Annotated in this window: 21 protein-coding genes; 7 read left to right on the forward strand and 14 right to left on the reverse strand. The window is 51.2% G+C overall.

Annotated elements, in window-relative coordinates; all coding sequences use genetic code 11:
• Positions 1-18 precede the first annotated feature (18 nt).
• Together NDI52_RS19215 and NDI52_RS19220 are read right to left on the reverse strand one after the other, a co-directional pair.
• Complete coding sequence (locus NDI52_RS19215; RefSeq protein WP_190772199.1) at positions 19-1341, reverse strand: DUF1565 domain-containing protein; 1323 nt, start codon at positions 1339-1341, stop codon at positions 19-21.
• Between the two features lie 315 nt (positions 1342-1656).
• Positions 1657-2472 (reverse strand): sulfite exporter TauE/SafE family protein, encoded by an 816-nt coding sequence (locus tag NDI52_RS19220; protein WP_190772201.1) that lies wholly within the window; start codon positions 2470-2472, stop codon positions 1657-1659.
• 181 nt (positions 2473-2653) lie between these two features.
• On the opposite strand from NDI52_RS19220, the gene NDI52_RS19225 reads away from it, so the two are divergent.
• On the forward strand, positions 2654-2881 hold the full coding sequence (locus tag NDI52_RS19225; RefSeq protein ID WP_190772211.1) for a hypothetical protein: 228 nt from the start codon (positions 2654-2656) through the stop codon (positions 2879-2881).
• Between the two features lie 274 nt (positions 2882-3155).
• On the opposite strand, the gene NDI52_RS19230 is transcribed toward NDI52_RS19225, so the two are convergent.
• A complete protein-coding gene (locus NDI52_RS19230; protein ID WP_190772202.1) occupies positions 3156-3932 on the reverse strand; it encodes a tetratricopeptide repeat protein in 777 nt (258 codons plus the stop codon).
• A 635-nt stretch (positions 3933-4567) separates the two neighbouring features.
• Between NDI52_RS19230 and NDI52_RS19235 the strand changes: the two genes are divergently transcribed.
• On the forward strand, positions 4568-5032 hold the full coding sequence (locus NDI52_RS19235) for a hypothetical protein (protein WP_190772203.1): 465 nt from the start codon (positions 4568-4570) through the stop codon (positions 5030-5032).
• 213 nt (positions 5033-5245) lie between these two features.
• Positions 5246-5806 carry a glutathione S-transferase family protein gene (locus tag NDI52_RS19240; protein WP_190772204.1) on the forward strand — a complete coding sequence of 187 codons (561 nt, stop codon included), beginning with the start codon at positions 5246-5248 and terminating at the stop codon, positions 5804-5806.
• A gap of 178 nt (positions 5807-5984) precedes the next feature.
• On the opposite strand, the gene NDI52_RS19245 is transcribed toward NDI52_RS19240, so the two are convergent.
• Positions 5985-6122: a photosystem II reaction center protein K gene (locus NDI52_RS19245; protein ID WP_190772205.1), complete on the reverse strand. Its 138-nt coding sequence runs from the start codon at positions 6120-6122 to the stop codon at positions 5985-5987.
• A 345-nt stretch (positions 6123-6467) separates the two neighbouring features.
• Here NDI52_RS19245 and malQ point away from each other — a divergent pair, with 345 nt between their 5' ends.
• Entirely contained in the window at positions 6468-8030 is a 1563-nt protein-coding gene (malQ, locus tag NDI52_RS19250; protein WP_190789499.1) for a 4-alpha-glucanotransferase, read from the forward strand.
• Between the two features lie 161 nt (positions 8031-8191).
• Here the strand turns inward: malQ and NDI52_RS19255 are convergent, their stop codons facing one another.
• From NDI52_RS19255 to pruA, 3 genes are all read right to left on the reverse strand, one after another.
• On the reverse strand, positions 8192-9073 hold the full coding sequence (locus NDI52_RS19255; protein WP_190772207.1) for a RodZ domain-containing protein: 882 nt from the start codon (positions 9071-9073) through the stop codon (positions 8192-8194).
• Between the two features lie 97 nt (positions 9074-9170).
• On the reverse strand, positions 9171-9935 hold the full coding sequence (locus NDI52_RS19260) for a pseudouridine synthase (protein WP_190772208.1): 765 nt from the start codon (positions 9933-9935) through the stop codon (positions 9171-9173).
• Positions 9936-9997: 62 nt separating this feature from the next.
• Positions 9998-12973 (reverse strand): L-glutamate gamma-semialdehyde dehydrogenase, encoded by a 2976-nt coding sequence (gene pruA / locus NDI52_RS19265; RefSeq protein WP_190772209.1) that lies wholly within the window; start codon positions 12971-12973, stop codon positions 9998-10000.
• Positions 12974-14370: 1397 nt separating this feature from the next.
• Here pruA and NDI52_RS19270 point away from each other — a divergent pair.
• On the forward strand, positions 14371-15135 hold the full coding sequence (locus tag NDI52_RS19270) for a carbonic anhydrase (protein WP_190771260.1): 765 nt from the start codon (positions 14371-14373) through the stop codon (positions 15133-15135).
• Positions 15136-15202: 67 nt separating this feature from the next.
• Here NDI52_RS19270 and NDI52_RS19275 read toward each other — a convergent pair whose 3' ends face one another.
• The 7 genes from NDI52_RS19275 to psbV form a co-directional block, all read right to left on the reverse strand.
• Positions 15203-16051: a transporter substrate-binding domain-containing protein gene (locus tag NDI52_RS19275; RefSeq protein ID WP_190771259.1), complete on the reverse strand. Its 849-nt coding sequence runs from the start codon at positions 16049-16051 to the stop codon at positions 15203-15205.
• Between the two features lie 9 nt (positions 16052-16060).
• On the reverse strand, positions 16061-16417 hold the full coding sequence (rplT, locus tag NDI52_RS19280; RefSeq protein ID WP_190771258.1) for a 50S ribosomal protein L20: 357 nt from the start codon (positions 16415-16417) through the stop codon (positions 16061-16063).
• A gap of 90 nt (positions 16418-16507) precedes the next feature.
• On the reverse strand, positions 16508-16705 hold the full coding sequence (rpmI, locus tag NDI52_RS19285) for a 50S ribosomal protein L35 (protein ID WP_190771257.1): 198 nt from the start codon (positions 16703-16705) through the stop codon (positions 16508-16510).
• A 601-nt stretch (positions 16706-17306) separates the two neighbouring features.
• Positions 17307-18017 (reverse strand): rhomboid family intramembrane serine protease, encoded by a 711-nt coding sequence (locus NDI52_RS19290; protein WP_190771256.1) that lies wholly within the window; start codon positions 18015-18017, stop codon positions 17307-17309.
• A gap of 168 nt (positions 18018-18185) precedes the next feature.
• Entirely contained in the window at positions 18186-18569 is a 384-nt protein-coding gene (petE, locus tag NDI52_RS19295; protein WP_190771255.1) for a plastocyanin, read from the reverse strand.
• A 442-nt stretch (positions 18570-19011) separates the two neighbouring features.
• Complete coding sequence (gene psbV2 / locus NDI52_RS19300; RefSeq protein WP_190771254.1) at positions 19012-19515, reverse strand: photosystem II cytochrome PsbV2; 504 nt, start codon at positions 19513-19515, stop codon at positions 19012-19014.
• Positions 19516-19692: 177 nt separating this feature from the next.
• Positions 19693-20184 carry a photosystem II cytochrome c-550 gene (gene psbV, locus NDI52_RS19305; protein ID WP_190771253.1) on the reverse strand — a complete coding sequence of 164 codons (492 nt, stop codon included), beginning with the start codon at positions 20182-20184 and terminating at the stop codon, positions 19693-19695.
• Positions 20185-20274: 90 nt separating this feature from the next.
• Between psbV and NDI52_RS19310 the strand changes: the two genes are divergently transcribed.
• Together NDI52_RS19310 and NDI52_RS19315 are read left to right on the forward strand one after the other, a co-directional pair.
• A complete protein-coding gene (locus tag NDI52_RS19310) occupies positions 20275-20427 on the forward strand; it encodes a hypothetical protein (RefSeq protein WP_190771252.1) in 153 nt (50 codons plus the stop codon).
• Positions 20428-20924: 497 nt separating this feature from the next.
• Positions 20925-21290 (forward strand): response regulator, encoded by a 366-nt coding sequence (locus tag NDI52_RS19315; protein WP_190771251.1) that lies wholly within the window; start codon positions 20925-20927, stop codon positions 21288-21290.
• Positions 21291-21337: the final 47 nt, after the last annotated feature.

Here is a 21337-nt window from a genome sequence, read left to right on the forward strand (position 1 = left end):
CAACCCTTTAAGCAACGTCTAGCGCCATTCTTCAATGATGGCCCGAATGCCATTACGACTGAGTTGATCAGCCGCTTCTTCGGCATTTTCGCGGCTCTCAAATGCACCAATCTGCATCAGCGTTTGCCCGTCGGCGACGGTTTCGAAAGCATCGGGGACGACTGACCGCACCCAATCACGCACGTCTTCATCTTCGGCCGGCACCAGGACGCGATACTGCAGAGTCCCGACTCCCCGACTGATTGTTCCGCCAACGGCCTGGGTCGCTCTGGTAGAGCCCGTCAAGCTCGCCACTGAAACCCGAGGCATATCTCCGGTGTAGCCCATGGGAACGTTAGGGTCCGGGACGGGCAACAAATCATAAGGGCCAGCCGAGCCTTCAGAAGATCGCACTCCATAGGCCACACTAGAGACCGGAGCCGCTGCCGAACGAGACGGTCGTGCAGGCATTGGGTTGTCAGGAGGTGGCACGGGGATTTCAATTGGGGCTGATGATGTAGGCAGACGGCTGGGAGCGACAGCGGTTGTCTGAGCGCGCGCCCTTGAGCGGCGAGACTCGGGCGGTGGTACAGGAATTGGAATGGATTGGGACGATCGCCCCTGTCCCAATGATGCTTCTGCGGAGACCGCAGGTCTGGCTTGTCTATCAGGGGGTGGCACGGGAATGGGGATGCCCTGGAGTGCCTGCTCAGCATCTGGACGCGCTACGGCAGCGGCCGGTGGTGCTGAGCGCCGGGACGTTGGTGTAGCCGGAATGGTTGCAGTAACATCCACCGACGGCAGTTCGGAAGAACGGCGGGTGGGTTGCGATTGCACGCCTCTTGCCGTAGCAGGTCGTCGGGCCGGAGTGGGGGATACCTGTGTGGCTCCAGCTGCAGAACGTGACGTGGCAGCAACAGTTCCATGAGTTACAGCTCCGGCGATCGCAATACTGCCCCGCTCAGCCGCCGGGTCTTCCATTAAACTCACCCCCGGGGGCAACACAATGGGAAACTGTTCCCCGCTTTGCTCGGTATAACTGCCCGTGCTGAGGAAGATAACCGTATCGGGCTCGGCAAGCTGCACCGCATGGGTAATAGAACGGAAGGGCGATCGCAAGCTACCTTCCCCCTGCTGGTCATTCCCGGTCAACGGATTTACAAATAACACCCGGTTGAACTGTTGAGACGATGCCTGGGCCAACAACAGCGACGTTGATGTTGCCTGGTCCAGGCCTAGTGGGGCTGACGCTTGTCCCCAGGCCGGAGCTATTCCTGCCAAACTCATCAGGGTGACGGTTAGAGCTATGTGCTGCCACCCCAAACGCTGTGCATATCCACAAGACGAAGAGAAGTCACCCATAGCACTCACACTCTGTGTTCTAAAGAAGCATAAAAACGAGCGGTTTGTTGACATAGAAAAACCTATTTCCAATTTCAAATGTCGACTGGAGGAGGTTTTAAACCGCGACTTTGGCCATTCATCTTAGCGAACAAGAAATAAATGCATCACTTTTTTTATCGCCACACTCTAAGCGGCTTACGGAGGTTTCTGCATAAGAATTTACCCAGAATGTTGGTGCTTTGCCCGCGAAGCGGGCAAAGCACCAACATTCTGGGTGTAATTTCATTACTGGAAATCTCCTAAGAAGTTGATTGTCCATTTTTCTACAAAATTCTACAGCCCTCGTATCCCACGAATGGCCATATAGACCGCCAGGCCGATCAGGAAAAGCCGAAAAAGACGATTGACGGCGTGATCGCTCAGCTTCGGCAACATGCGAGTACCTGCCTGGGCTCCCAAAATCCCACCTAAGCCAAGGGCGATACCGGGAATCCAGAGTACGTTGTTGTTGAGGGTGTGTTGTGCCAGCCCAGAAACGGAGATAGGAACAATCGCTCCCAAACTGGTACGCACTGCTGACTTAATGGGCTCCGACAGCATCAGCATCTGTAACGGCACCATGACCACGCCACCCCCCACGCCAAACAGACCCGACAATAACCCTGCCAGTAAGCCGATAAAGGCAATGGGAAGGAGCGCATTAACCCCAGTAACCTGTTGGCTTTCAGAGGCTCCCATTTCGGTTGCATCTGTACGCATTGCATTTTGTTTCTGCTGGAGCTTGCGTTTCAGATCCATCAGCCAGATGGTTAACACAAGCAGCCCTGCGAAGGCCAGAGAAAGGACGGCATCTGAAACGCGATCGCCAATCCAAGCCCCTACTTGAGCGGTTAGCATGCCGAACAGGGCTAGCAGTAGTGAAGTACGCCAATTCAAATCACCCATGCGTAGGTTCTGCACGCTACCCGATATGGAACTGAGGAGCACCCCCACCAAACTGGTCGCAGTCGCTTCTACGAGAGGAATGCCAAACAGTGTCAGCACAGGCACCATTAAGAGCCCCCCGCCAATACCCAAAACTCCAGCCAGGGTGCCCGTTACACATCCGACTAGCAACAATAACCCCCACCCAATGGGCGTTTCTAGCATGGCGCCTCTCCTGATGCCATCAGTAGTTTTCATGTATTGCAGACTTTACTGACTTTACCAGGGGTATTGCTGCCCATAAAACCTACTTCATCACACCCCGTTCACACGTTTGAAACATGACCCTTGTGCTTTCACGCTAGTATCGGAAACGTGATTCATCGTTAATGGGAGGATGACAACGGTGTTTTTTGATGAATTGTCCCCAGTTGTGCAACAGTTGGCTTCTCACCCGGTCGCCTTCTTTGGCGGATTCGTGTCGGGTTTATTTCGCTTGAACTTGGGGGATGATCCGGTCAAGTCATGGCTGGATCAGCAGGTTGGGACGGCTCCCAGTACGGGGACGACAGCATCCTCCAATGGGCATCAGAATGGAAGTTCGCGTGGACCGCAATCCATTTCAATTGAATAGGCGATCGCCCATTCCTATGTAGCGCTAAGTTTCTAACTCAAACCCAGAAAGCTAGTTTTGCTGCCGCTAAGTGGCAGCAAAACTAGCTTTCTGGGTTTGGAAAGATATTTTTATAGCGTTACGTGCTCAGAACCAGGAAGTTTATTATTGAAAAATAAACGGGCTACCAGATGGCGTCAGGCAATACAAAGAGAGGAGAGTGAGCAGATTGCGCCCACTCTCCTCTTTCGGTGACATTGATCGGGAGGATAACCAATTAGCGTGAAAAAGACCGCTAGTCCTGCAGGGGAGCCAGCAACTCGTTCATCCACGTATGAATTTGGTGCCGCAGGCGGGTGTCGTTACCAAGGGCGGTGGCGCAAGGGTCATCGATACAGCCGAGGGCACGCTGGTAATCAGCGATCGCACAGTTCCAATCACCGCGCAGGTGATAAGTGCGGCCTCGCTCAGCATAAATGTGGCTTTCGAGGTAACCCAGGGTAAGAGCAGTATCCAGGCTTTCAATTGCCCGGTCAAACATCTGCAAATCTCGGAAGGTGATGCCCTGGTTGATCCAGGCGCGGGTGTTGTCGGGGTTCAAATCCAGCGCAGCATCGTAATCCAGAATGGCTTCCAGATACAGACCAAGAGCGGCGTAGTAATTGGCCCGGTTGTTATAAGCCCCATCCAAATAGGGATTCAGTAGAAGAGCCTGGTTGTAATCTGCCAGGGCCGCTTCGAGATGGCCGCTTTGGAAGTAAACCAGACCCCGGTTATTGTAATCGCGGGCGCTGTAAGGATTTGCGGTCAACAATTCGTTGAAGAGCGCGATCGCCGCCTGGAAGTTGCCGCATCGGGCTTCTGACAGGGCACGTTGGCGTACAACATTGGCATTGGCTTCGGGATCAAGCCCTAATAATTCTCGCTCGGGGGAGACGAAAGCTTGAGTTAATCTGCGCTTCGGTTGCCATTTTTTCTGAGCGTGACCGTTTAACGCTGACTTCTTCTGCTCAGAGGAGCGTACGAGATTTTGGGATTCTGGGTGGCGACCTTCGGAAGAGCGCGTATTCATGGACATCCTCACCGTAAGTTTTGATTATCTGAGCCGATCAGTCTGTAATCGTTTGGTTTCCCTTGGCTCTAGCTCGACGCACCCCGTTTCCACATGACCGATTTCTATCTACTAGTTACTGTGTCGCAAATGAGAAAAAAACATTAGGTTGAAACTACGGAAAGGGGTAATCGTGTGACGGCCGGAACTCCGTAGAAACAGCCCGTACAAATGGCTGAATACGTTGTCAGAAGCCTCTCTTAGTCCTCTACAAGGTATATCCGTGAAATTTCTGACTGTTCATCGAAAAAATGTAAACAGGGCGTCTTAAATTACGATCTCTTCATATGTAAACTCGTATCTCGTACTTGTTCAAATTTGGGGTTTGGAACCATAACCCTGTTGCTGCAAAACGAGGACGGAGTTACAGTTTTACGCTCTGCTGAAAGAGATATAAATAAACCTATGTAGTCATTCCTTCACACTCTAATTTGAAGCATAGCCAGAGTTTAGCGATACATGATGTAACATCGGCCAGAACCTTCAGGTGGGCACGATAGAATGCTAGAGCGAGTCATGAACCCTGCTTAGTATTGATGAGCCAAGCTACAGAACGGGTTTAGAAATTTTGAAAACCAGGATTGGAAGATACATTTATGACCTCTGTAATACCGGATTCGAATGCGTCTGATATCGTTGCCAGCGATTATGTTGTGATTGGGCTGGCAACCTGCTTCATCCGTGAGGATGGTGAGGTGCATCCGGTCAAAATTTTAGAACCCATCCCTTCTGCCGCCCTGGAGGCTCTGGTCCGAGGTATTCCGACGTCCTACGAAGCGGCTTGGGCGTTGACTGTAGAAGCCGTTCTGGCAAATGGTGAGCCTCGGCATCCCGAAGCCATCTCTGAAACAGCACAATTTTGTGATGAGTTCGCATCGCGGGCGATCGCAGCGGCCCGCACCTATAAGGCTCGCCCCATGGCCCAAGCTCTCATCCCAGCAGGGACTGTACGCCAAGATTTTAATGTCTCTCTTGAGCGGAAGCGGGTGCTCAACTCAGAGCGTCTGGTGAAAATCGAGGATAACGTCAAACAACACGCATATACCCATCAAACGTTGTAATTTCAACAGAAATGGGCCTGTCATAACAAGTATAGAAAGTGGTGCGGCGCTTTGCGCCGCACCACTTTTAACCCGACATGATATCAGTTGTGGCATGCCTTTCATTAAGGTGGGGTAAGAGAGGGCAGGAATTCGTCTTGCCCTCTCTTGCTGTCTTAGCGAGGCTAACAGTCGCTATATGATGGTTTTTTGACACCTTCTAGGTAAGACGCAATGCTAAAGCTTTATGGTGGCGATCGCTCTCGAGCATCGATCGTGAAGTGGTATCTGGAAGAACTGAACGTTCCCTATGAGTTTGTCCGGTTGGATATGCAATCCGGCGAACATTTACAACCGCCCTTCCTGGCCATTAATCCCATGGGTAAGGTTCCGGCTATCGAAGTGGATGGCTTTTCGATATGGGAGTCAGGGGCAATTCTGCTTTACTTGCAAGAGAAGTACGGCGAGCCGTTGACTCCGGAACAACGGGGGACTGTCGCCCAATGGGTTCTATTCGCAAACGCGACCTTAGGTCCTGGGTTATTTATAGAAGCAACCCGTGAAAAAGAAGCTCCACGACTGCTGGGCGGATTAAACCAGGCGCTAGAAGGCCGAACATTTCTGCTGGGAGACTTGTTCAGTGCAGCAGATGTGGCTGTAGGCTCCATGGTAGCTTACATGACCCTGATGCTGAAGATGGAGTTTAGTGGTTATCCCAATGTTGCTGCTTATGTAAAGCGCTTATCTGAGCGTCCGGCCTATCAGAAGGGAATTGCCATTCCTATTCCAGCCTAAGCTGTGCATCATTTGTAGCGCTGTGCACGTCGATTAAGTACGGTGGTGTAGGGCACGAAGTTCCCTACACCACCGTTAACTGTACTTAACGCATTTACATATTGCTATAAGACAAAGGGGCACTCTTTTGGAGCACCCCTTTGTCTTAGTTAGCGTTTGGAACCGTTGAGGCCGGAATTTAGCGAAAACCCACGGCGGCCTGCCACACAAAGGCGAGCAGGAAGAAGAACACGGGGATCAAAGGCAGAACGTCTACCAGAGGATCGAAAATGGCGTAAGCTTCAGGCAGCTTGGCCAGCAAAAGTGCCGCTTCCATCAGTAAATTGACCTCTCCAACACAGTTTTCATAATTGAAGCAGATCGTAACATGAACAGGGCGATCGCATCTTAAGCACTAGCAAATTAATAAACTCCCTAAGCCTATCGAGGGGTATGTGAAACCTGAAGGCTTCTACAGGTATGAGTTTGGATAGTCCTGTTAGAAAAGCAGTGTTGCGGAATAGGGCTTGCAATGGGATGTGGAACCGCAGTTCCAGAACTCATTTCATAGCTCCCTTCAGCTATAGGAAGAAGTTACCCAATAGCGAATTTATTATGAGCGATACTGCCAGCTCCCGCTTCTGTGAAGGAGAATAGCCTTGTTCGTCGCGAAAATATCCCCATGGCATTTCCTCGCTCCAGTGGTATTCTTCTCCATCCCACCTCGCTTCCCAGTCGCTTTGGTATTGGCGATCTTGGGCCTGCCGCTTACCAATTTGTTGATTTTTTATTTGAGAATGGTCAGCAAATCTGGCAAGTTTTGCCCTTGGGGCCAACAGGTCATGGCAACTCCCCCTACATGTGCTACAGCGCTATGGCGGGAAACCCTTCGCTTATTAGTCTAGAGCGCTTACAGGAGAAGGGATTGCTGACAGAGGATGAGCTGAATAGCCTGCCGGAATATGCCGCTCATTGGGTGGACTATGATCACGTCATTCAGAGCAAGTTACCTCTGCTGAAGCAGGCATCGCAGCGGTTTCACGATCATGCAGAGTTAGGCCAGCGGCGTGAGTTTGACAAATTTTGTGCCCATAACCACTTCTGGCTGAATGACTATGCCCTGTTTATGGCGCTCAAGGGGGTGTTTGGCGGCAAAAGCTGGCACCAGTGGGATGAGGCGATCGCCCAACGTCACCCCGAAGCTTTGGAACATTGGCGGGTGGAGTTATTGAATGACACCTTCTTCCAGAAGTTTTTGCAGTTTGAATTCTTCCAACAATGGGGTGATCTGCGAGCCTATGCCAATGATGCAGGCATTCAAATTATGGGAGATATTCCGATCTATGTTGCCCATGACAGTGTTGATGTGTGGGCTTTTCCAGAGCTGTTCCATCTAGACCCTGAGACGGGAGCACCCAAGCTAATGGCCGGGGTTCCGCCCGATTACTTTAGTGCCACCGGGCAACTCTGGGGCAACCCTATCTATCGTTGGGATCGCCTTCAGGAAACGGACTTTGAGTGGTGGGTTGAGCGTTTCCGGGCAACTTTTCAATTAGTCGATATGGTGCGGATTGACCATTTTCGGGGATTCTGTGCCTTCTGGGCTGTAGCTCAGGGTGAGGAGACTGCCATTAATGGGGAATGGTTAGAAGCTCCAGGCGAAATCTTTTTTAAGACTTTACAGGAAAAAATGGGAACGCTACCCATCATTGCTGAGGATTTGGGGGTTATTACCCCAGACGTGGTGGCCCTACGGGAGCAATTCCAGTTTCCGGGAATGAAAATTCTGCAATTTGCCTTTGGCAGTGGGCCGGATAACCATTTCCTGCCGTTCAACCACGATCGCAACTTTGTGGTTTACACGGGCACTCACGACAATGACACGACCCAGGGATGGTTTCAGACCCTACCTGATTGGGAGCGTGAGGCTTTCCGTAATTACCTGGGCTGTACCAGCGATTCTGGTATTCATTGGGATTTGATCCGGTTGGCAATGGGATCAGTGGCAAACCAGGCTGTTTTTCCCTTACAAGACACTCTGGGATTGGGGACCGAAGCTCGTATGAACTTTCCAGGTAAGGCGGAAGGTAACTGGCAATGGCGTTACCCTCAGGAAGCATTAACGCGGGAGGTGAGCGATCGCCTTCGCTTCATGACACAAATCTATGGCCGTCTCCCCCAACAACCAAGCCAACGTCACCATCGCCAGGAAGCTGAGCAGCATAGTGGGCATCATCATGGCTAACATTTATGGGCACAACCTATTTTGAAGAGGGGGGTAGGAGCGAAACTCCTGACCCCCTCTTCAACAAAACTTACGTAGAACTTCCCATAATCTAGGCGGTTTGCCTGCTTTGCGGGCAAACCGCCTAGATTACGGAGGTAATTTCGTTACTGGAAATTGCCTTACTGGTTGATGGGTGAAGTGTTACTGGGTGAAGTGTCGCTAGCGTCGGCATCAGTGCTGGCACTGGTATTCGTGCCTGCGTTCGTAGCAGTACTGGCGTTATTACCTTTAGGAGTAAACGTGACTTCTTCAACGGTACCCCGAGCTCCCAACGGTTTTGCGGGTTGATTGTTGTAAGCCACAACAACGCCACCTGCATTGCCTGCCCGAATCTTGATTTCTCGCTCAGCGGTAAAGGTGCGCTGAGTATCTGCATTCAGCATTCCTTCAAACTCTGTCTTGCCATCTATCTGAACCCGCATCCAGGATTGCTCCTTTAGCGTGACATCTACCTCAACTGGCTTGCTAAGGGCTCTTGGAGAGCTAACCGGGGTAGCACTCGGGCTGGGAGATGGGCTGAGCAGCTCGGGGGAGGGGGTGACAGGGGAAGGAATGGGGGTAGCTGTGCGAACAGGGCCGCGAGTCAATACATAGGAAAGCCCGGCGATCGCCGCCACAATCAACGCCAAGTAAGCTGCATACAGGTGCATGGGGCGCAGTTGTGCGGCAGAGGATTGCTGCCAACCCTTCGTGTTGGTTTGGAAGCTGGAATCAGTCTTGATAGGAAAGGCTTCGGCAACAGTATCACCATCTAGACCCAGGGTCATTGCATAGCGCTTTAAGAAACCTCGAATGTAAACAGGTTCAGGTAACTGTTTGAGATTGCCATTCTCAATGGCCCGCAGTAAGCGGGCTTGAACCATAGTAGTGGTGGCAATCTGTTCGATGGAAAGCGATTGCTCTTCCCGGACTTGTTGCAGATAGTTGCCGATTTGGGCGAGCTTTTCGGCTTGCTGCTGTTCTAAAGGGGAAGTTGCCTCACTCATGGCCTTCGTCACCATACACTCCTTGGAAATGAAACCGCTTCCTGTCTGTTGAGCCTGTATCGAGATGCAACAGTACGGCCCTCAGCACTTACATTACCGTAATACTGGGTACTCAACCAGTCAGATCCGATGATTTTGTTACTAAAACTTTTGCCTGATCCTGCAAATACCTAACCTCGGAGGGATGTAGCGATCGCACGTTTCCCTTAGCTAAATCACCAATTTGAATAGAGCCAATGGCAACTCGATGCAACTTCTGCACGGGATACCCCAGCTGCTCTGCGACTCTACGGATTTGACGGTTTCTTCCTTCCCTCAACACTATTTCCAATTGTGTACTTTGAGGGCTTGTACGTAACCGTTTGACTTGAGCTGGAAGAGTTTTTCGGCCATCCAATAGAATGCCCCGCCGCCATTGCTCCAGTATCCGTTCCGAGGGGTGCCCTTTGACCCACACCAGGTAGGTTTTAGCCACCTCATGAGAGGGATGGGTGAGGGCAAAGGTTAACTCTCCATCATTGGTTAGAAGTAAGGCTCCGGTTGACTCTGCATCGAGACGGCCGACCGGATGGAGGCCGCTGTGCGATCGCCATTGCTCGGGTATTAAATCCAACACGGTGCGTCGCTGATGGGAGTCGCGGCAGGTCGTAACAATCCCAGCAGGTTTATTCAGCAGCAAGTATAGCGGTTCAGGACGGGCTTCAGTCTGGAGGGGTTGACCATCGACTTCAATGTGATCGCGCTCCGGATCAACCTTTTGGCCTAAGGTCGCGCGATCGCCATTCACCTGCACTCGTCCATCCACAATCATCTGTTCCGCCTGTCGGCGGGACGCAATGCCCCATTGTGAAAGAATTTTTTGTAAACGTTCGGTCATCCGTGCGTTTGTTTTTGAGTGGGATGTTTCGTGAGTTAAACCCACGAAACATCCCATTTTATCTACTGTTCTGCCCCTTCAATGGGAGCAAAGCCCTGCCGCTGGATATTTTCGCTGATATGGCGGGGTTCCAAGAATTGCAGCAAGTAGTCGGGGCCACCCGCTTTAGAACCGACACCAGATAGCTTGAATCCACCGAAGGGGTGCCGGGCGACAATTGCCCCGGTGATGTGCCGATTGATATAGAGGTTGCCTACTTCAAAATCAGCCCGAGCACGCTCGATATGGGAAGGCGTCCGAGAATAGATTCCTCCGGTCAAGGCATAGAGTGTGCCGTTGGCGATGTCCAGTGCCTCCTCAAAGGTTTTCACCCGGATAACGGCTAATACGGGACCAAAGATTTCCTCCTGGGCAATCTTAGCGGTGGGCGGCACATCTACAAAGATGGTGGGGCCAACAAAGTAGCCTTGATCGGGAGCCGGTAGCTCCAGCGCCAGGGTGGCTTCCTCTTTGCCTTTTTCGATGTAGGCTTTGATGCGATTCTGGGCGGCGGCGTCAATCACTGGGCCAACCTTTGTACTGGGCTGTTCTGCCAGACCTACATTGAGCGATTTGGTCGCTTCTACCAGGCGATGCAGGAATGCATCGTAGATCGGCTCCAACACAATCACGCGAGAGCAGGCGGAGCATTTCTGTCCGCTGTAGCCAAAGGCAGAGTAGACCACGCCAGCGACAGCCTGATCGAGGTCAGCGCTTTCGTCCACGATGATGGCATTCTTGCCACCCATCTCCGCGATCACTCGCTTCAGGTGTCGCTGCCCCGGTTGCAGAATGGCGGCATCAGCATAAATCCGACAGCCGACTTCCTGAGATCCGGTGAACGTAATCATGTGCACGTCTGGGTGCTTCACCATGTGAGAGCCCACCGTAGAACCCTTACAGGGTACGTACTGGAATACTCCATCGGGAATGCCTGCTTCTACCAGGATTTCTGCCAGCTTGGCCGCAATGACAGAAGAGGTTTCTGCGGGCTTCAACAGAGTACAGTTGCCTGTTACCAGGGAAGCCACCGTCATCCCTGTAGGAATTGCCAGAGGGAAGTTCCAGGGAGAGATAATCAGCGAAACGCCACGCGGCTGATAGTGATAATGGTTGGTTTCCCCAGCAACGTCGTAGTTATGGCCCTGGTCTAGCTGCTCCATCTCGTCAGCATAGTAACGACAGAAGTCGATCGCCTCAGAAATCTCAGGGTCAGCCTGACCCAGCACTTTGCCTGTTTCCAACACCATCCAGGCAGCCAGTTCAGCCCGACGTTCTTCCATAATGTCAGCGGCACGACGTAGAATCGCCGCTCGCTCCTTCGCTGGGGTCGCTTTCCATTGCGGGAAAGCAGCTTTTGCCGCAGCGATCGCCTCATCCGCCTGCTGAACACTCAACAGACCCACACGACCCACCACTTCATCGGGATTAGATGGGTTCAGCGACTCAAAGCTATCCAGGGTATTCACCCGCTGACCATTCACCAACGGCTGATAGGATTGGCCCATCTGTTGGCGCACAGCTTCAATGGCAGTGAGGCCGCGATCGCGCTTCTCCTGCTGCGAATAATCTGAATCTGGCGCGTTGTGAAAAGCTCCATTCTGAGCTGCTTTGTGTCCATTTTCCTGATGCTGCGGTGGAGCCAGTAATTCTTCAATAGGTCGCTCCTCCAGGTTTTGCCGCAAGAAGGACGTGTTGGCGGTGTTCTCTAATAAGCGACGGATCAGGTAAGACATCCCCGGAATCAGTTCTCCGTAGGGACAGTAGACCCGTACCCGATAGCCTTGTTGCACAAGAGCTTTGGCAAGCTTGTCTGCCATGCCATAGAGCACTTGGAGTTCAAAGCGGCGACGGGGGATGTTGAGCTGGCGAGCAATGGCGATCGCGTAGGCTTGCGATCGCACGTTGTGGCTGCCAATCGCTGCATACAAATATGGGTGATTTTCCAGCAGCAACCGGGTTAGTGTCTCAAAATTGGCATCCGTGGATTCCTTCCGCTGGAAGACAGGTAGATCCCAGTTGTGCTGCTGAGACTTGATGGTTTCCTGATCCCAATAGGCCCCCTTCACGAGTCGAATCGTGATAGGAGTGCCCCGCTCTTTTGCCCAGGCAATCAGTCCTTTCAGGTCTTCTTCGGTTTCCTTCAAATAGGCTTGGAGAGTCACTCCAATGTCGCTGCGGGTGCGGAATTCCTCCTCCATCAGCACTTCCTTCAGGATGGCGATGGTGAGGTCTTTATAGGCGTACTGCTCCATGTCAAAGTGGATGGCAGCACCCAGTTCCTTGGCACGACGGAGGAGAGTACGGGCGCGATCGCATACCTTTTCCTGGCTGCCTTTCGCATCGAGTGGGTCAAACTGCGAGTAGAAGGCTGTCAGCTTCACAGAAACCTGTACCTTCGGCAGGGTTTCCCCATCAGCCTCATCAATCTGTGGAACTTTCGGCCAGGATTTGGCGGCGGCAGAAAGTTCTTCCAGCAGTTCGATATAGCGATCCAGATAGGATTGGGCTTCCTCTTCGGTGATCACCGCTTCCCCCAGCAGGTCTACGGTGAAGGCCATTTTGTCTTTCCGGAGCCCTTCTAGAGTTTTAATGACCTGTCTCAGGGTTTCGCCAGAAATGTACTTATGGGCCAGGGTTTCCACAGCCGTGGAAACGGTTGTAGCCGCCACCTGGCCTGGCATAGAGTCGGTATTGGCAAACCCCAGCATGCCTTTCAGAGCTGCAGGCAATTCCACCTCTTCCTGGCCTAAGTATTCCTGTAAATGGCGAGCAATCTCAGCTTTGCTTTGCAGAGAAGGTAAGCAGTCAATAAAGCGAAACAACTGTACCCGCAACCCCGGATTGCTCATGGCCCAGCCCAGCATTTTGTCATCCCACCGCATCTGGTCTCGCATCTGGGCGAAGAATGAGCGATTCTCGCGCGTTGCGCTCAGCAGTTCGCGGGCGATCGCCTGAGTATCCGCCTCGTAGGGCGAGTTCGCAATCTGGCTAACCACAGGTTCTTACTCCAAAAAAAGTTGATAGCGTCAAAAATGTGAGGAGGCAATTCATTGGCTCCTCTTTCCATTGTTCTGTTTTATTGCCCAATTGGGGCTTAAGGATTGCGAACAAAATGCAACCAATATTTGAGTCTTTTAAACTGCTCACTTCGCTGAGCATTATTCATTCAAAAGATTCATAGGTTATTGCATGTATTGCATAAGGCTCACGATCGAATCCGTTCTCGCAATGCATTGATCTTTAAGGAACAGAGGAACTACAAAATCAATACATTCGCTTAGTTCAAAAACAGAGAGACGGTAGCACGAAGTACTACTTCCCTCTCTATTATGAACCCTTAAATTTGGGTTGTGAAACGGTTGGCAGTGTCCTTTAAAGGAATCTTAAGAGTTTCTTCAAAGACCAGGAGATTGTTATATTCGCAAGTAGAAAAAATTACCCTTGTTCAATTTCAACTGCAACCACGTCAGTATTGCGGTATGGTTCCCCTGTATTGCGCCGTTGCACAGTTGATACTAAAGATTGTGTATTAGATAACCTGTAATTCTTTTTGTGGGAGGGGCGGCGAAGCCGCCCCTCCCACAAAAAGAATTACAGGTTATTTTGTTTTTGATCCTAACGACTCGAGCTAAGGCATTAATATGTATGCTCAGCGAAAGCAAAGGGGTCTATTCCTAACGACATCATCAATAAGTCCTATGGAAAAGATTGAGATTGTGAGGGGTAAAGGCGATCGAAACGATGTTGAAAAAAGTAACTTTGTGATAATAAAAATATTTTCTTGCTTAGTTGAACCTATTGTGATAAAAGGCTTTTGAATGATTACTATTGAATTTTGTCTTACTTCTTGAAGCTATAGGCTGCAATCTTTAAGAACTTTCTTAACAATTGATTTTTATGATGCTTTTCAGCGGAGAATCTATATTAAGAGAAAAGAAAACCTTCTCTTGTGTATTTTCCGATGGGCTGACAAGAACCCTATGCCAGAACAAAGATGCAATTGATAACTGAGGGTTAGGATAAGTTTTTGTCCTTGATCTTTCCTGTCGCTCCGACGGCAGCAACTGTCTTATCTAATTGCTGTTTTACTGGTGGCAAGCTGTCAAAAAGAAGCTTTGGCTATACGAAAAAATAGCTGATTTCTTTGGCCTTTAAACAAGCTAAGGAGTAAATTTTGCTGAACGTTCTTTGTGAATAACAGAGGACGATGTTTTCTATGGCATTGGCTTCAATAGCATTGGGAGAAAAATGTCAGGTCATCAAATATCTACATCTGTTCTAAGTACCAAATTGATAGGTTGTGGCGGGTATTTCTCATCGCATCTACGTACTTAATCAGAAATTGTAGGGCTGAATCATTGGAATCGTTGTTATCTTTCTGGGTCAGAGGAACATGAATAAAACTTCACGCCAGCAAAAACTTTCCCGTAGAAATGTTCTGCAATACGGTGCCGGTATTGTTGGTGCAAGCTCCCTAACGGCGTGGTTAGGAACGGGTGCCCTTGCGAGAACAGTTGAAAGCCGGACGGCTCAGAATAGCCAGAACCAAGTTGTGGTCGCAACCCAGGCTGGATCTACCGAAGGTAGTTTGACTCCCGATCAAGCATTGGCAAAGCTGATGGAAGGAAACCAGCGATTTGTTTCCAGCCAGCAGCTCAACCCCAACCAGAATGGAGCGCGTGTGGTTGAGGTTGCTGCTGGACAGGCTCCCTTTGCCGCGATTTTGAGCTGTGCCGACTCACGGGTTGTGCCTGAAATTGCCTTTGACCAAGGACTTGGCGATCTTTTCGTTGTCCGGGTTGCTGGCAATGTTGCCATCACCGAAGAAATTGCTAGTGAAGAGTATGCCGTTGCCGTCTTGAAAACACCATTGCTTGTGGTTTTGGGGCATGAGCGGTGTGGTGCTGTGGATGCTGCTGTAAAGGGAGGTGAATTTCCGGGAGTTATTGAGTCCCTTGTTCTTGCACTCCAGCCTGCCGTTAAAGCCTCAGAAGGGCAAGCAGGCGATCGCCTCACCAACGCCATCAAAGCCAATGTGCGCCTACAAGTTGAGCGGTTGCAACACTCCTCTGTGATTGCTGCCGCTGTTCAGGAGGGCAAATTGAAGGTCGTTGGTGCCTATTACGATCTCGACACCGGTGAGGTCAGCTTGGTGTAAGCAAAAAGGGCTGATAAGAGCAAAAGAGATTGGGGGCTCCCAATCTCTTCTGCTTTGGCGATAATTTCTAGGGCGTATTCTGAGGAAGGTTGGGGCTCTCTGTCGCAGGCACCTGGATCGGCAAGCCCCAATGACGAGCCCGCTCCTCCAGCCAACCTTCTTCGCGCCAGCGGGCGATCGCTCCATTTACCGCCTCACGCAATTCTTGATATTCCTGGCCTCGGGGCATGGCGATTGCCAATGCCTCCCCAGACCAGAAACCGGGCAGTAAGCGATACTCCGGATACTGTTGCACCCAGCCCGTCAGAACACTGGCATCCGCCGCGAAAACATCCGCCTCGTCTCTTTCCATTGCCTCACGGGCGGCTTCATAGGAGGGAACATCGATAAGGCGGGCATAGGGAAAGCGCGATCGCACCACAACCGCTGTATTGGCTCCTTCCAGTACCGCTATCCGTCGCCGTCGGATGTCTCGACTGGAGAGAATGCTTGGATCTCGAGTGATAAACGTGGTGCCGTCCAGGTAATAGGGGATGCTGAAGTCGACGAGTCGCGATCGTCCTGCTGTCAGGGTCATCCGAGCCACCACCAGATCCACATCGCCTGAAGTGAGAGCGGAAATGCGGTCTTGATTGGCGACGGGTTGGAGAACAACGGCATCGGAACTCCCCAGGATTTCCTGTGCCAGCCGCCGAGCAATGTCGATTTCGAACCCCTCTAATTCGCCGGAATCGGTACGAAAACCCAGGGGTGGAATATTTTCTTTAACGGCTATGACAAAGTGACCCCGGCTTTGAACTGTTTCCAGATCGGCCGCTGAGGTCACTGAGTTAGAAAGCACGAAACCCATGCCAAGGAGTGCTAGTGCTGTCGCAACGGAAACACCGAACGCCCGTACCGTCAGCAATCGCACCATGCTCCCGCTTTAGCCTTTTGCTTGAGACGCCGCTTCGACGACTTTGCCAAAGCTGTTGGGGTCTAATACAGCCATTTGTGCCAGCATCTTGCGGTTGATCAGAATGTTGGCTTTGTTGAGGTTGCCGATCAGTTGGCTGTAGCTCATACCATGCTGGCGAGAGGCCGCATTGATACGAGTGATCCACAGACGACGGAAGTCACGCTTCTTCTTGCGGCGATCGCGGTAAGCATTCCGCAATGCCTTCATAACCTGCTGGTTAGCAGTTCGGAACAATTTGGAGTGGGATCCGCGGAACCCCTTTGCCAGTTTGAGAATTTTATTGCGGCGCTTACGAGCTACGTTGCCGCGCTTTACCCGTGCCATTGGTCAAGTTTCCTTCGTTATCTACGCTAATCGGTTAGATGAATCCATGGGAGCTTCACACCGGACATCCCATATCAGCGAATGTTGACCCTAGAGATAGGGCAGCATCAGCTCTACGTTCTCAGCATCGCGCTCATGCACGAGGGAGAGTTTGGACAGACGGCTCTTGCGATTTGTGGTCTTGTGCTCCAACATGTGATTCTTGAAGGCTTTGCGGCGGATGAGCTTACCGCTACCACTTTTGCGAAATCGCTTCGCGGCCGCTTTACGAGTTTTGAGTTTGGGCATGGGACTGGCCAAAAACGAAAATAGACACAGTCTTTTATGATAGGGCTACGAGTTGTACTTAGGCAAGTTTAAATAATGAATTGAAGGAGTTTTTCCCCTTTAAATTCAAGACTTTGAGCGAATGCCGTAGCAAATTAAGGAAGAATGATTTGCAGAGAATTGTAGGGGTGGGTTTAGCAGGTAACCCTAATCTGTGTCTTCAACTTACAACGCTTTGTGCTTGAATCAGCCACGGTTGTTTTTGTGAGAGCCACGCTTCGCGCGGCTCTCACAAAAACAACCCGATTTTAAGCGCTTGAAAAGCACTATAACGCCAAAACCCGCCCTCGCTGCTTATGGCGAGGGCGGGTTTAATAAATATGGTGGGGCATTAAGATTAAGGGCAAAACTGGCCCTCAGTAGCGATCGCTACCTGATGTTAGGAGATTTCCAGATAAGAACTTCCCCATTATTTGGAAAAAAGGCGCGGCGAAGCCGCGCCTTTTTTCCAAATAATGGGGATATTGTTTCTCAGAAATCTCCTTAGGGCAGGTTTGAACGATACCCCCGGTTGGGTTATTGAGATAAGGCCAAAACCCGCCCCTCCCGTTGGTTACGGCTTCTAAACCCGGCGTTTGTCACTGAATAAGCCGAATACGGGGCCGAGCAGGGCTCCGAAGGCGAAGCCTCCCGCATGAGCCCAGTAGGCCACACCGCCCGATTCCATGCCGATGTTGGCAGGGGCATTGAGGCTGGCAACGCCATAGAGGGCTTGCATGACAAACCAGAAGCCCAGGAAGAAGAGAGCTGGGATGCGGAAGGGAAAGAGAATAAAGCCCAAAGGAACGAGAGTTAGTACCTTGGCGTTGGGGAAGCGGAGAATGTAAGCGCCCATGACCCCGGCGATCGCTCCACTCGCTCCCAGGGATGGAATGGAAGACCCTGACGAGAAGAACCACTGGGCCAAAGCCGCGAGCATGCCACACAGTAAATAGAAGATGAGGAAGCGGGAATGGCCCATTTTGTCTTCGACATTGTTGCCAAAGATCCAGAGGTAGAGCATATTCCCGGCGACATGAAGAAAACCCCCATGGAGAAATTGAGAGGTAATGAGGGTAATCCACTCAGGGTAGCCCCCAACCGTAGCAGCGCCGCCCCCTTCAAAACTGGCTGTTAGTTCACGGGGAACCACGGCCCACGTACGGAAGAAGCTTTCTAGCGTTGGACCGGAAAGCGAGAGTTCATAGATAAAAACCAGAATATTGATCAGAATTAGAACGTAAGTAACATAAGGCGTTGTCTGGGTCGGGTTGTCATCACGAATTGGAACCACGGTGTTCTCCCCCGGCTAAGCACAACAGGACAATAGCAAAAAATAAAGGTAAGGAATACATCCTGGAGAACGATTACGCTCTATCCAGTGGAATTCCTTACCTTACTTATGGGAGAAGAATGGCCCAAAAACATCGACTAGCGATGGGGACAAACTTAACGATGAGAATTATTCAACGGTGATTTTGCCAACCATGCCTGCGCCCCGGTGGGGTTCGCAGTAGTAGTCATAGGTGCCGGGGTCTACGCCGTCGAAGGAAACATCGAAGGACTCACCAGGAGCCAGCATCAGAGCTTTGTGAGAGGTCACAGCGCCGCTGCTAAATACGACGTTGTGGGGAGGGAGTTTGTTATTAACGAATTTAACGGTGTCGCCAGCCTTGACGGTAACGTTAGCCGGATCGAAGGCGAGCAGACCGCTGTCAGACCCCATCTTGATGGTGATGGTTTCTGCGGCAGCGGGAGAAACCACTGCAACGAAGCTAGCAACCACCAACACAACTGTAAATAGGGCCAGACTTAAACTCCGTGAAACACGTGCGATCAATTTCATGATTACCTCGGAAGGTTTAAGTTAGCTTATTGAACCCACGTAGCATTTTATCTTGAAAGTTTCCCCTTCAGAGGCGATCGCCAAGATTTTAGTGCTGTTTTCGGCAGTTTACTCGCTCCAGGAGAACTTCTAGTAGGCGGGCATAACCAACCATAAAGCGTTCCACCCGTTTAACGAGCGGAACGGTTGATAGCAATGTGCAAGCGCGTTAAGTACAACAGCGGTGGTGTAGGGTACTTCGTGCCCCACACCGCCATATCTAATCAACACAGCGCTATATGGTTGACTAAGCTGATTTACTTAACGTCAGTTCGGGAGAAGCCGAACTGCCCATTATTGCGTGTGCGACGCGCACGCAATAATGGGCTTTTTCGAGTGCCGCGCGAAGCGCGGCACTCGAAAAAGCCCTTAACCCGAACTGAGGTTACTTACAGAATTTGAGCTATTGGAAGGGATCGCGGCTTCCCCATCCCGGTGCTTTTTCTGCTGCTCGTAGTAGGAATGCTGCAAGATTTTCGAGGGTCTTGTCGTCCATCCAATCGGAGCTAACCTGGCGGCACCAAATACTTTCCTCGGAACCGTCATACGTCATTGGTTGGCGCGAGAAGTTGACAAGGCTTTGTACCGTGTCGCGGGATGGGGTGGCTTGTTGTAAGGATTCGAGCGAGAGGGTAACGGTCGGATCGGGCAGAGTAATGCCGCCGACGTGGCAATTGAGGCAGTTAGCTTCGAATAACTGTTTTCCCTGGGATAGATCCTGAGCTGTGTAGCTGCGGGTTTCGTTGGCGGTATAAGGTAGGGCGACAGGTTCTCTCGCATCAAAGTAACGGGCTACATAAGGGTCAATGCCTGCAGCCCAGGCTGCATTGGGAAAGAGGGCGATCGCTCCCACTAACACCCCGCCCAGCGCCCCCAGCAGGATTCGGCACATCCGGGAATTAAGCATATCCAATCCTAAAATTGCAAAAAAATAGGAACCAGAGCCTGATCATAACGACGTCTCTGATTCCCAGTTTATTTGATGGGCTGATCTGGCCTGTCCCGAAAGGAGAACACAAGAGGGTCTCACGACAGACCAGAAGAACTGTCTATGTTTGAGGCGGCCAGCGCCCGAAACATGGGTTTAGTAGTAGATCTTGCCGCCGCCCCACTTGGCACCCACAACCTTGGGCTGAAGCAGAATGTGGCCTGCAATAACCTTGAGGTCATCCTTGGTGAGGTTCCGCATCTTGGGGAAGATGTCGGTACTCTTGGTGCTGGGGTGACGCTCGGAAATATCCTCCAGACCGTCATAGGTGGTGGGGTCGTTCATGTAATCCACCAGAGCTTCAATGTTGTCGCGGGGAGGGGTGGCGAGGGCGAGGGTTTCGGGATCGAGACCGACGTTAGGATCGGTCTTGGTGATGCCACCCACGTGGCATTGCCCACAGGCGTAGTTAAACTGCTGCTTACCGAGTGCCACTTCTTTAAGGGACAGGGTATAGGTTTTTCCCGAAGCGTCTAACGGTACCGTGCGGGTTGCAGCATCCAATTCGAGGGCGATCGCTGGCCCAGCGACAAATTGAACGACCATCAACAGGGCGATCGCAACCAACCAGACGTATCTCTTAAGCACTGAAATGGTTCTCCTTCCTTAAAGACATCAAAAATATAAGGACTTGCGAACAGCCGTTCAACACAGCACAAAAGAACGACATGATTCGGCATGGGTCACACGTGTGGACGGCAACGCACTGGCTTTGCCCGTAGCCGTAGAGTCATCGACGGACTAACCAGCCCAGCGGCAAACTCTACCCCTACCCCATCCCCCGTGACTATGACCACGCATGATCCTGAGCAGAAATACTGGGATCAGTGAGGACGCGGCCTCCGAGAAACCGAAAAGCTTCTCATCTGAATATCATGCCATCGAACGGGGGCATCCCAAACGTTCAACTACGCCAATTTCAGCAGTTGAGTTAGGCAAATGTAATGGACGCTAGTGCCAAAGGGGGAATGGGCAAAATTTGCCCTGGCCTGAGCAAATGCGTGGTCAGGCGATCCGGAAACGAGAGAGGGGAGGGGAAATGAGAGTAAAGACTTGAACGTGACGTTTGGGTGAAAGGTGAAGGATTGAGGCTCTGCCTATCCAGATACCTCAAAGATCACCGAACCGCTGCCCGATACTATCGTGGATATGGGCATACTCTAAGGAGATAGGGGTTTGTGAAATGATAAGAGACAGGGCGATCGCCAGGGCGATTTCGATAAAGTCGTCTCTATGTTTACAAGAGTGCTTTTGAAACTTGCCACTTAATAGTGGGCAGGAAGGACCCGGCAGTACCGGAAGCTAGGATCCATGGAAGGATGGGGAGTATGACAAAAGTTTTAATCGTGGATGATAGCCAAACGCTTAGACAAATGCTATCCGAGCTGCTCGAGGCAACGGGTATAGACGTTGTAGAAGCCACCAATGGGGTTGAGGCAAAAAATAAGATCCGGGAGCATACTCCAGACCTCGTGATTACGGATCTGATTATGCCTGAGATGAATGGTTACGAATTGTGTCGCTGGATTAAGAACGACCCGACTACCAAGACAATTCCGGTCATGATCTGCTCAACCAAGAGCGAGGAATTTGACCGCTATTGGGGTATGAAGCAGGGAGCAGATGCTTATATTACGAAGCCGTTTCATCCGCCCGAATTGCTAAAAACTGTAAAGCGTTTACTCAGGGGATGATTGAAGGCGATCGCAAAAGCTGGACTATAGGAGTTGCAGAACGTTCA

The sequence above is a fragment of the Leptolyngbya sp. PL-A3 genome, from assembly GCF_039962325.1.
In the GTDB taxonomy this organism is placed as follows: Bacteria; Cyanobacteriota; Cyanobacteriia; order Elainellales; family Elainellaceae; genus Vacuolonema.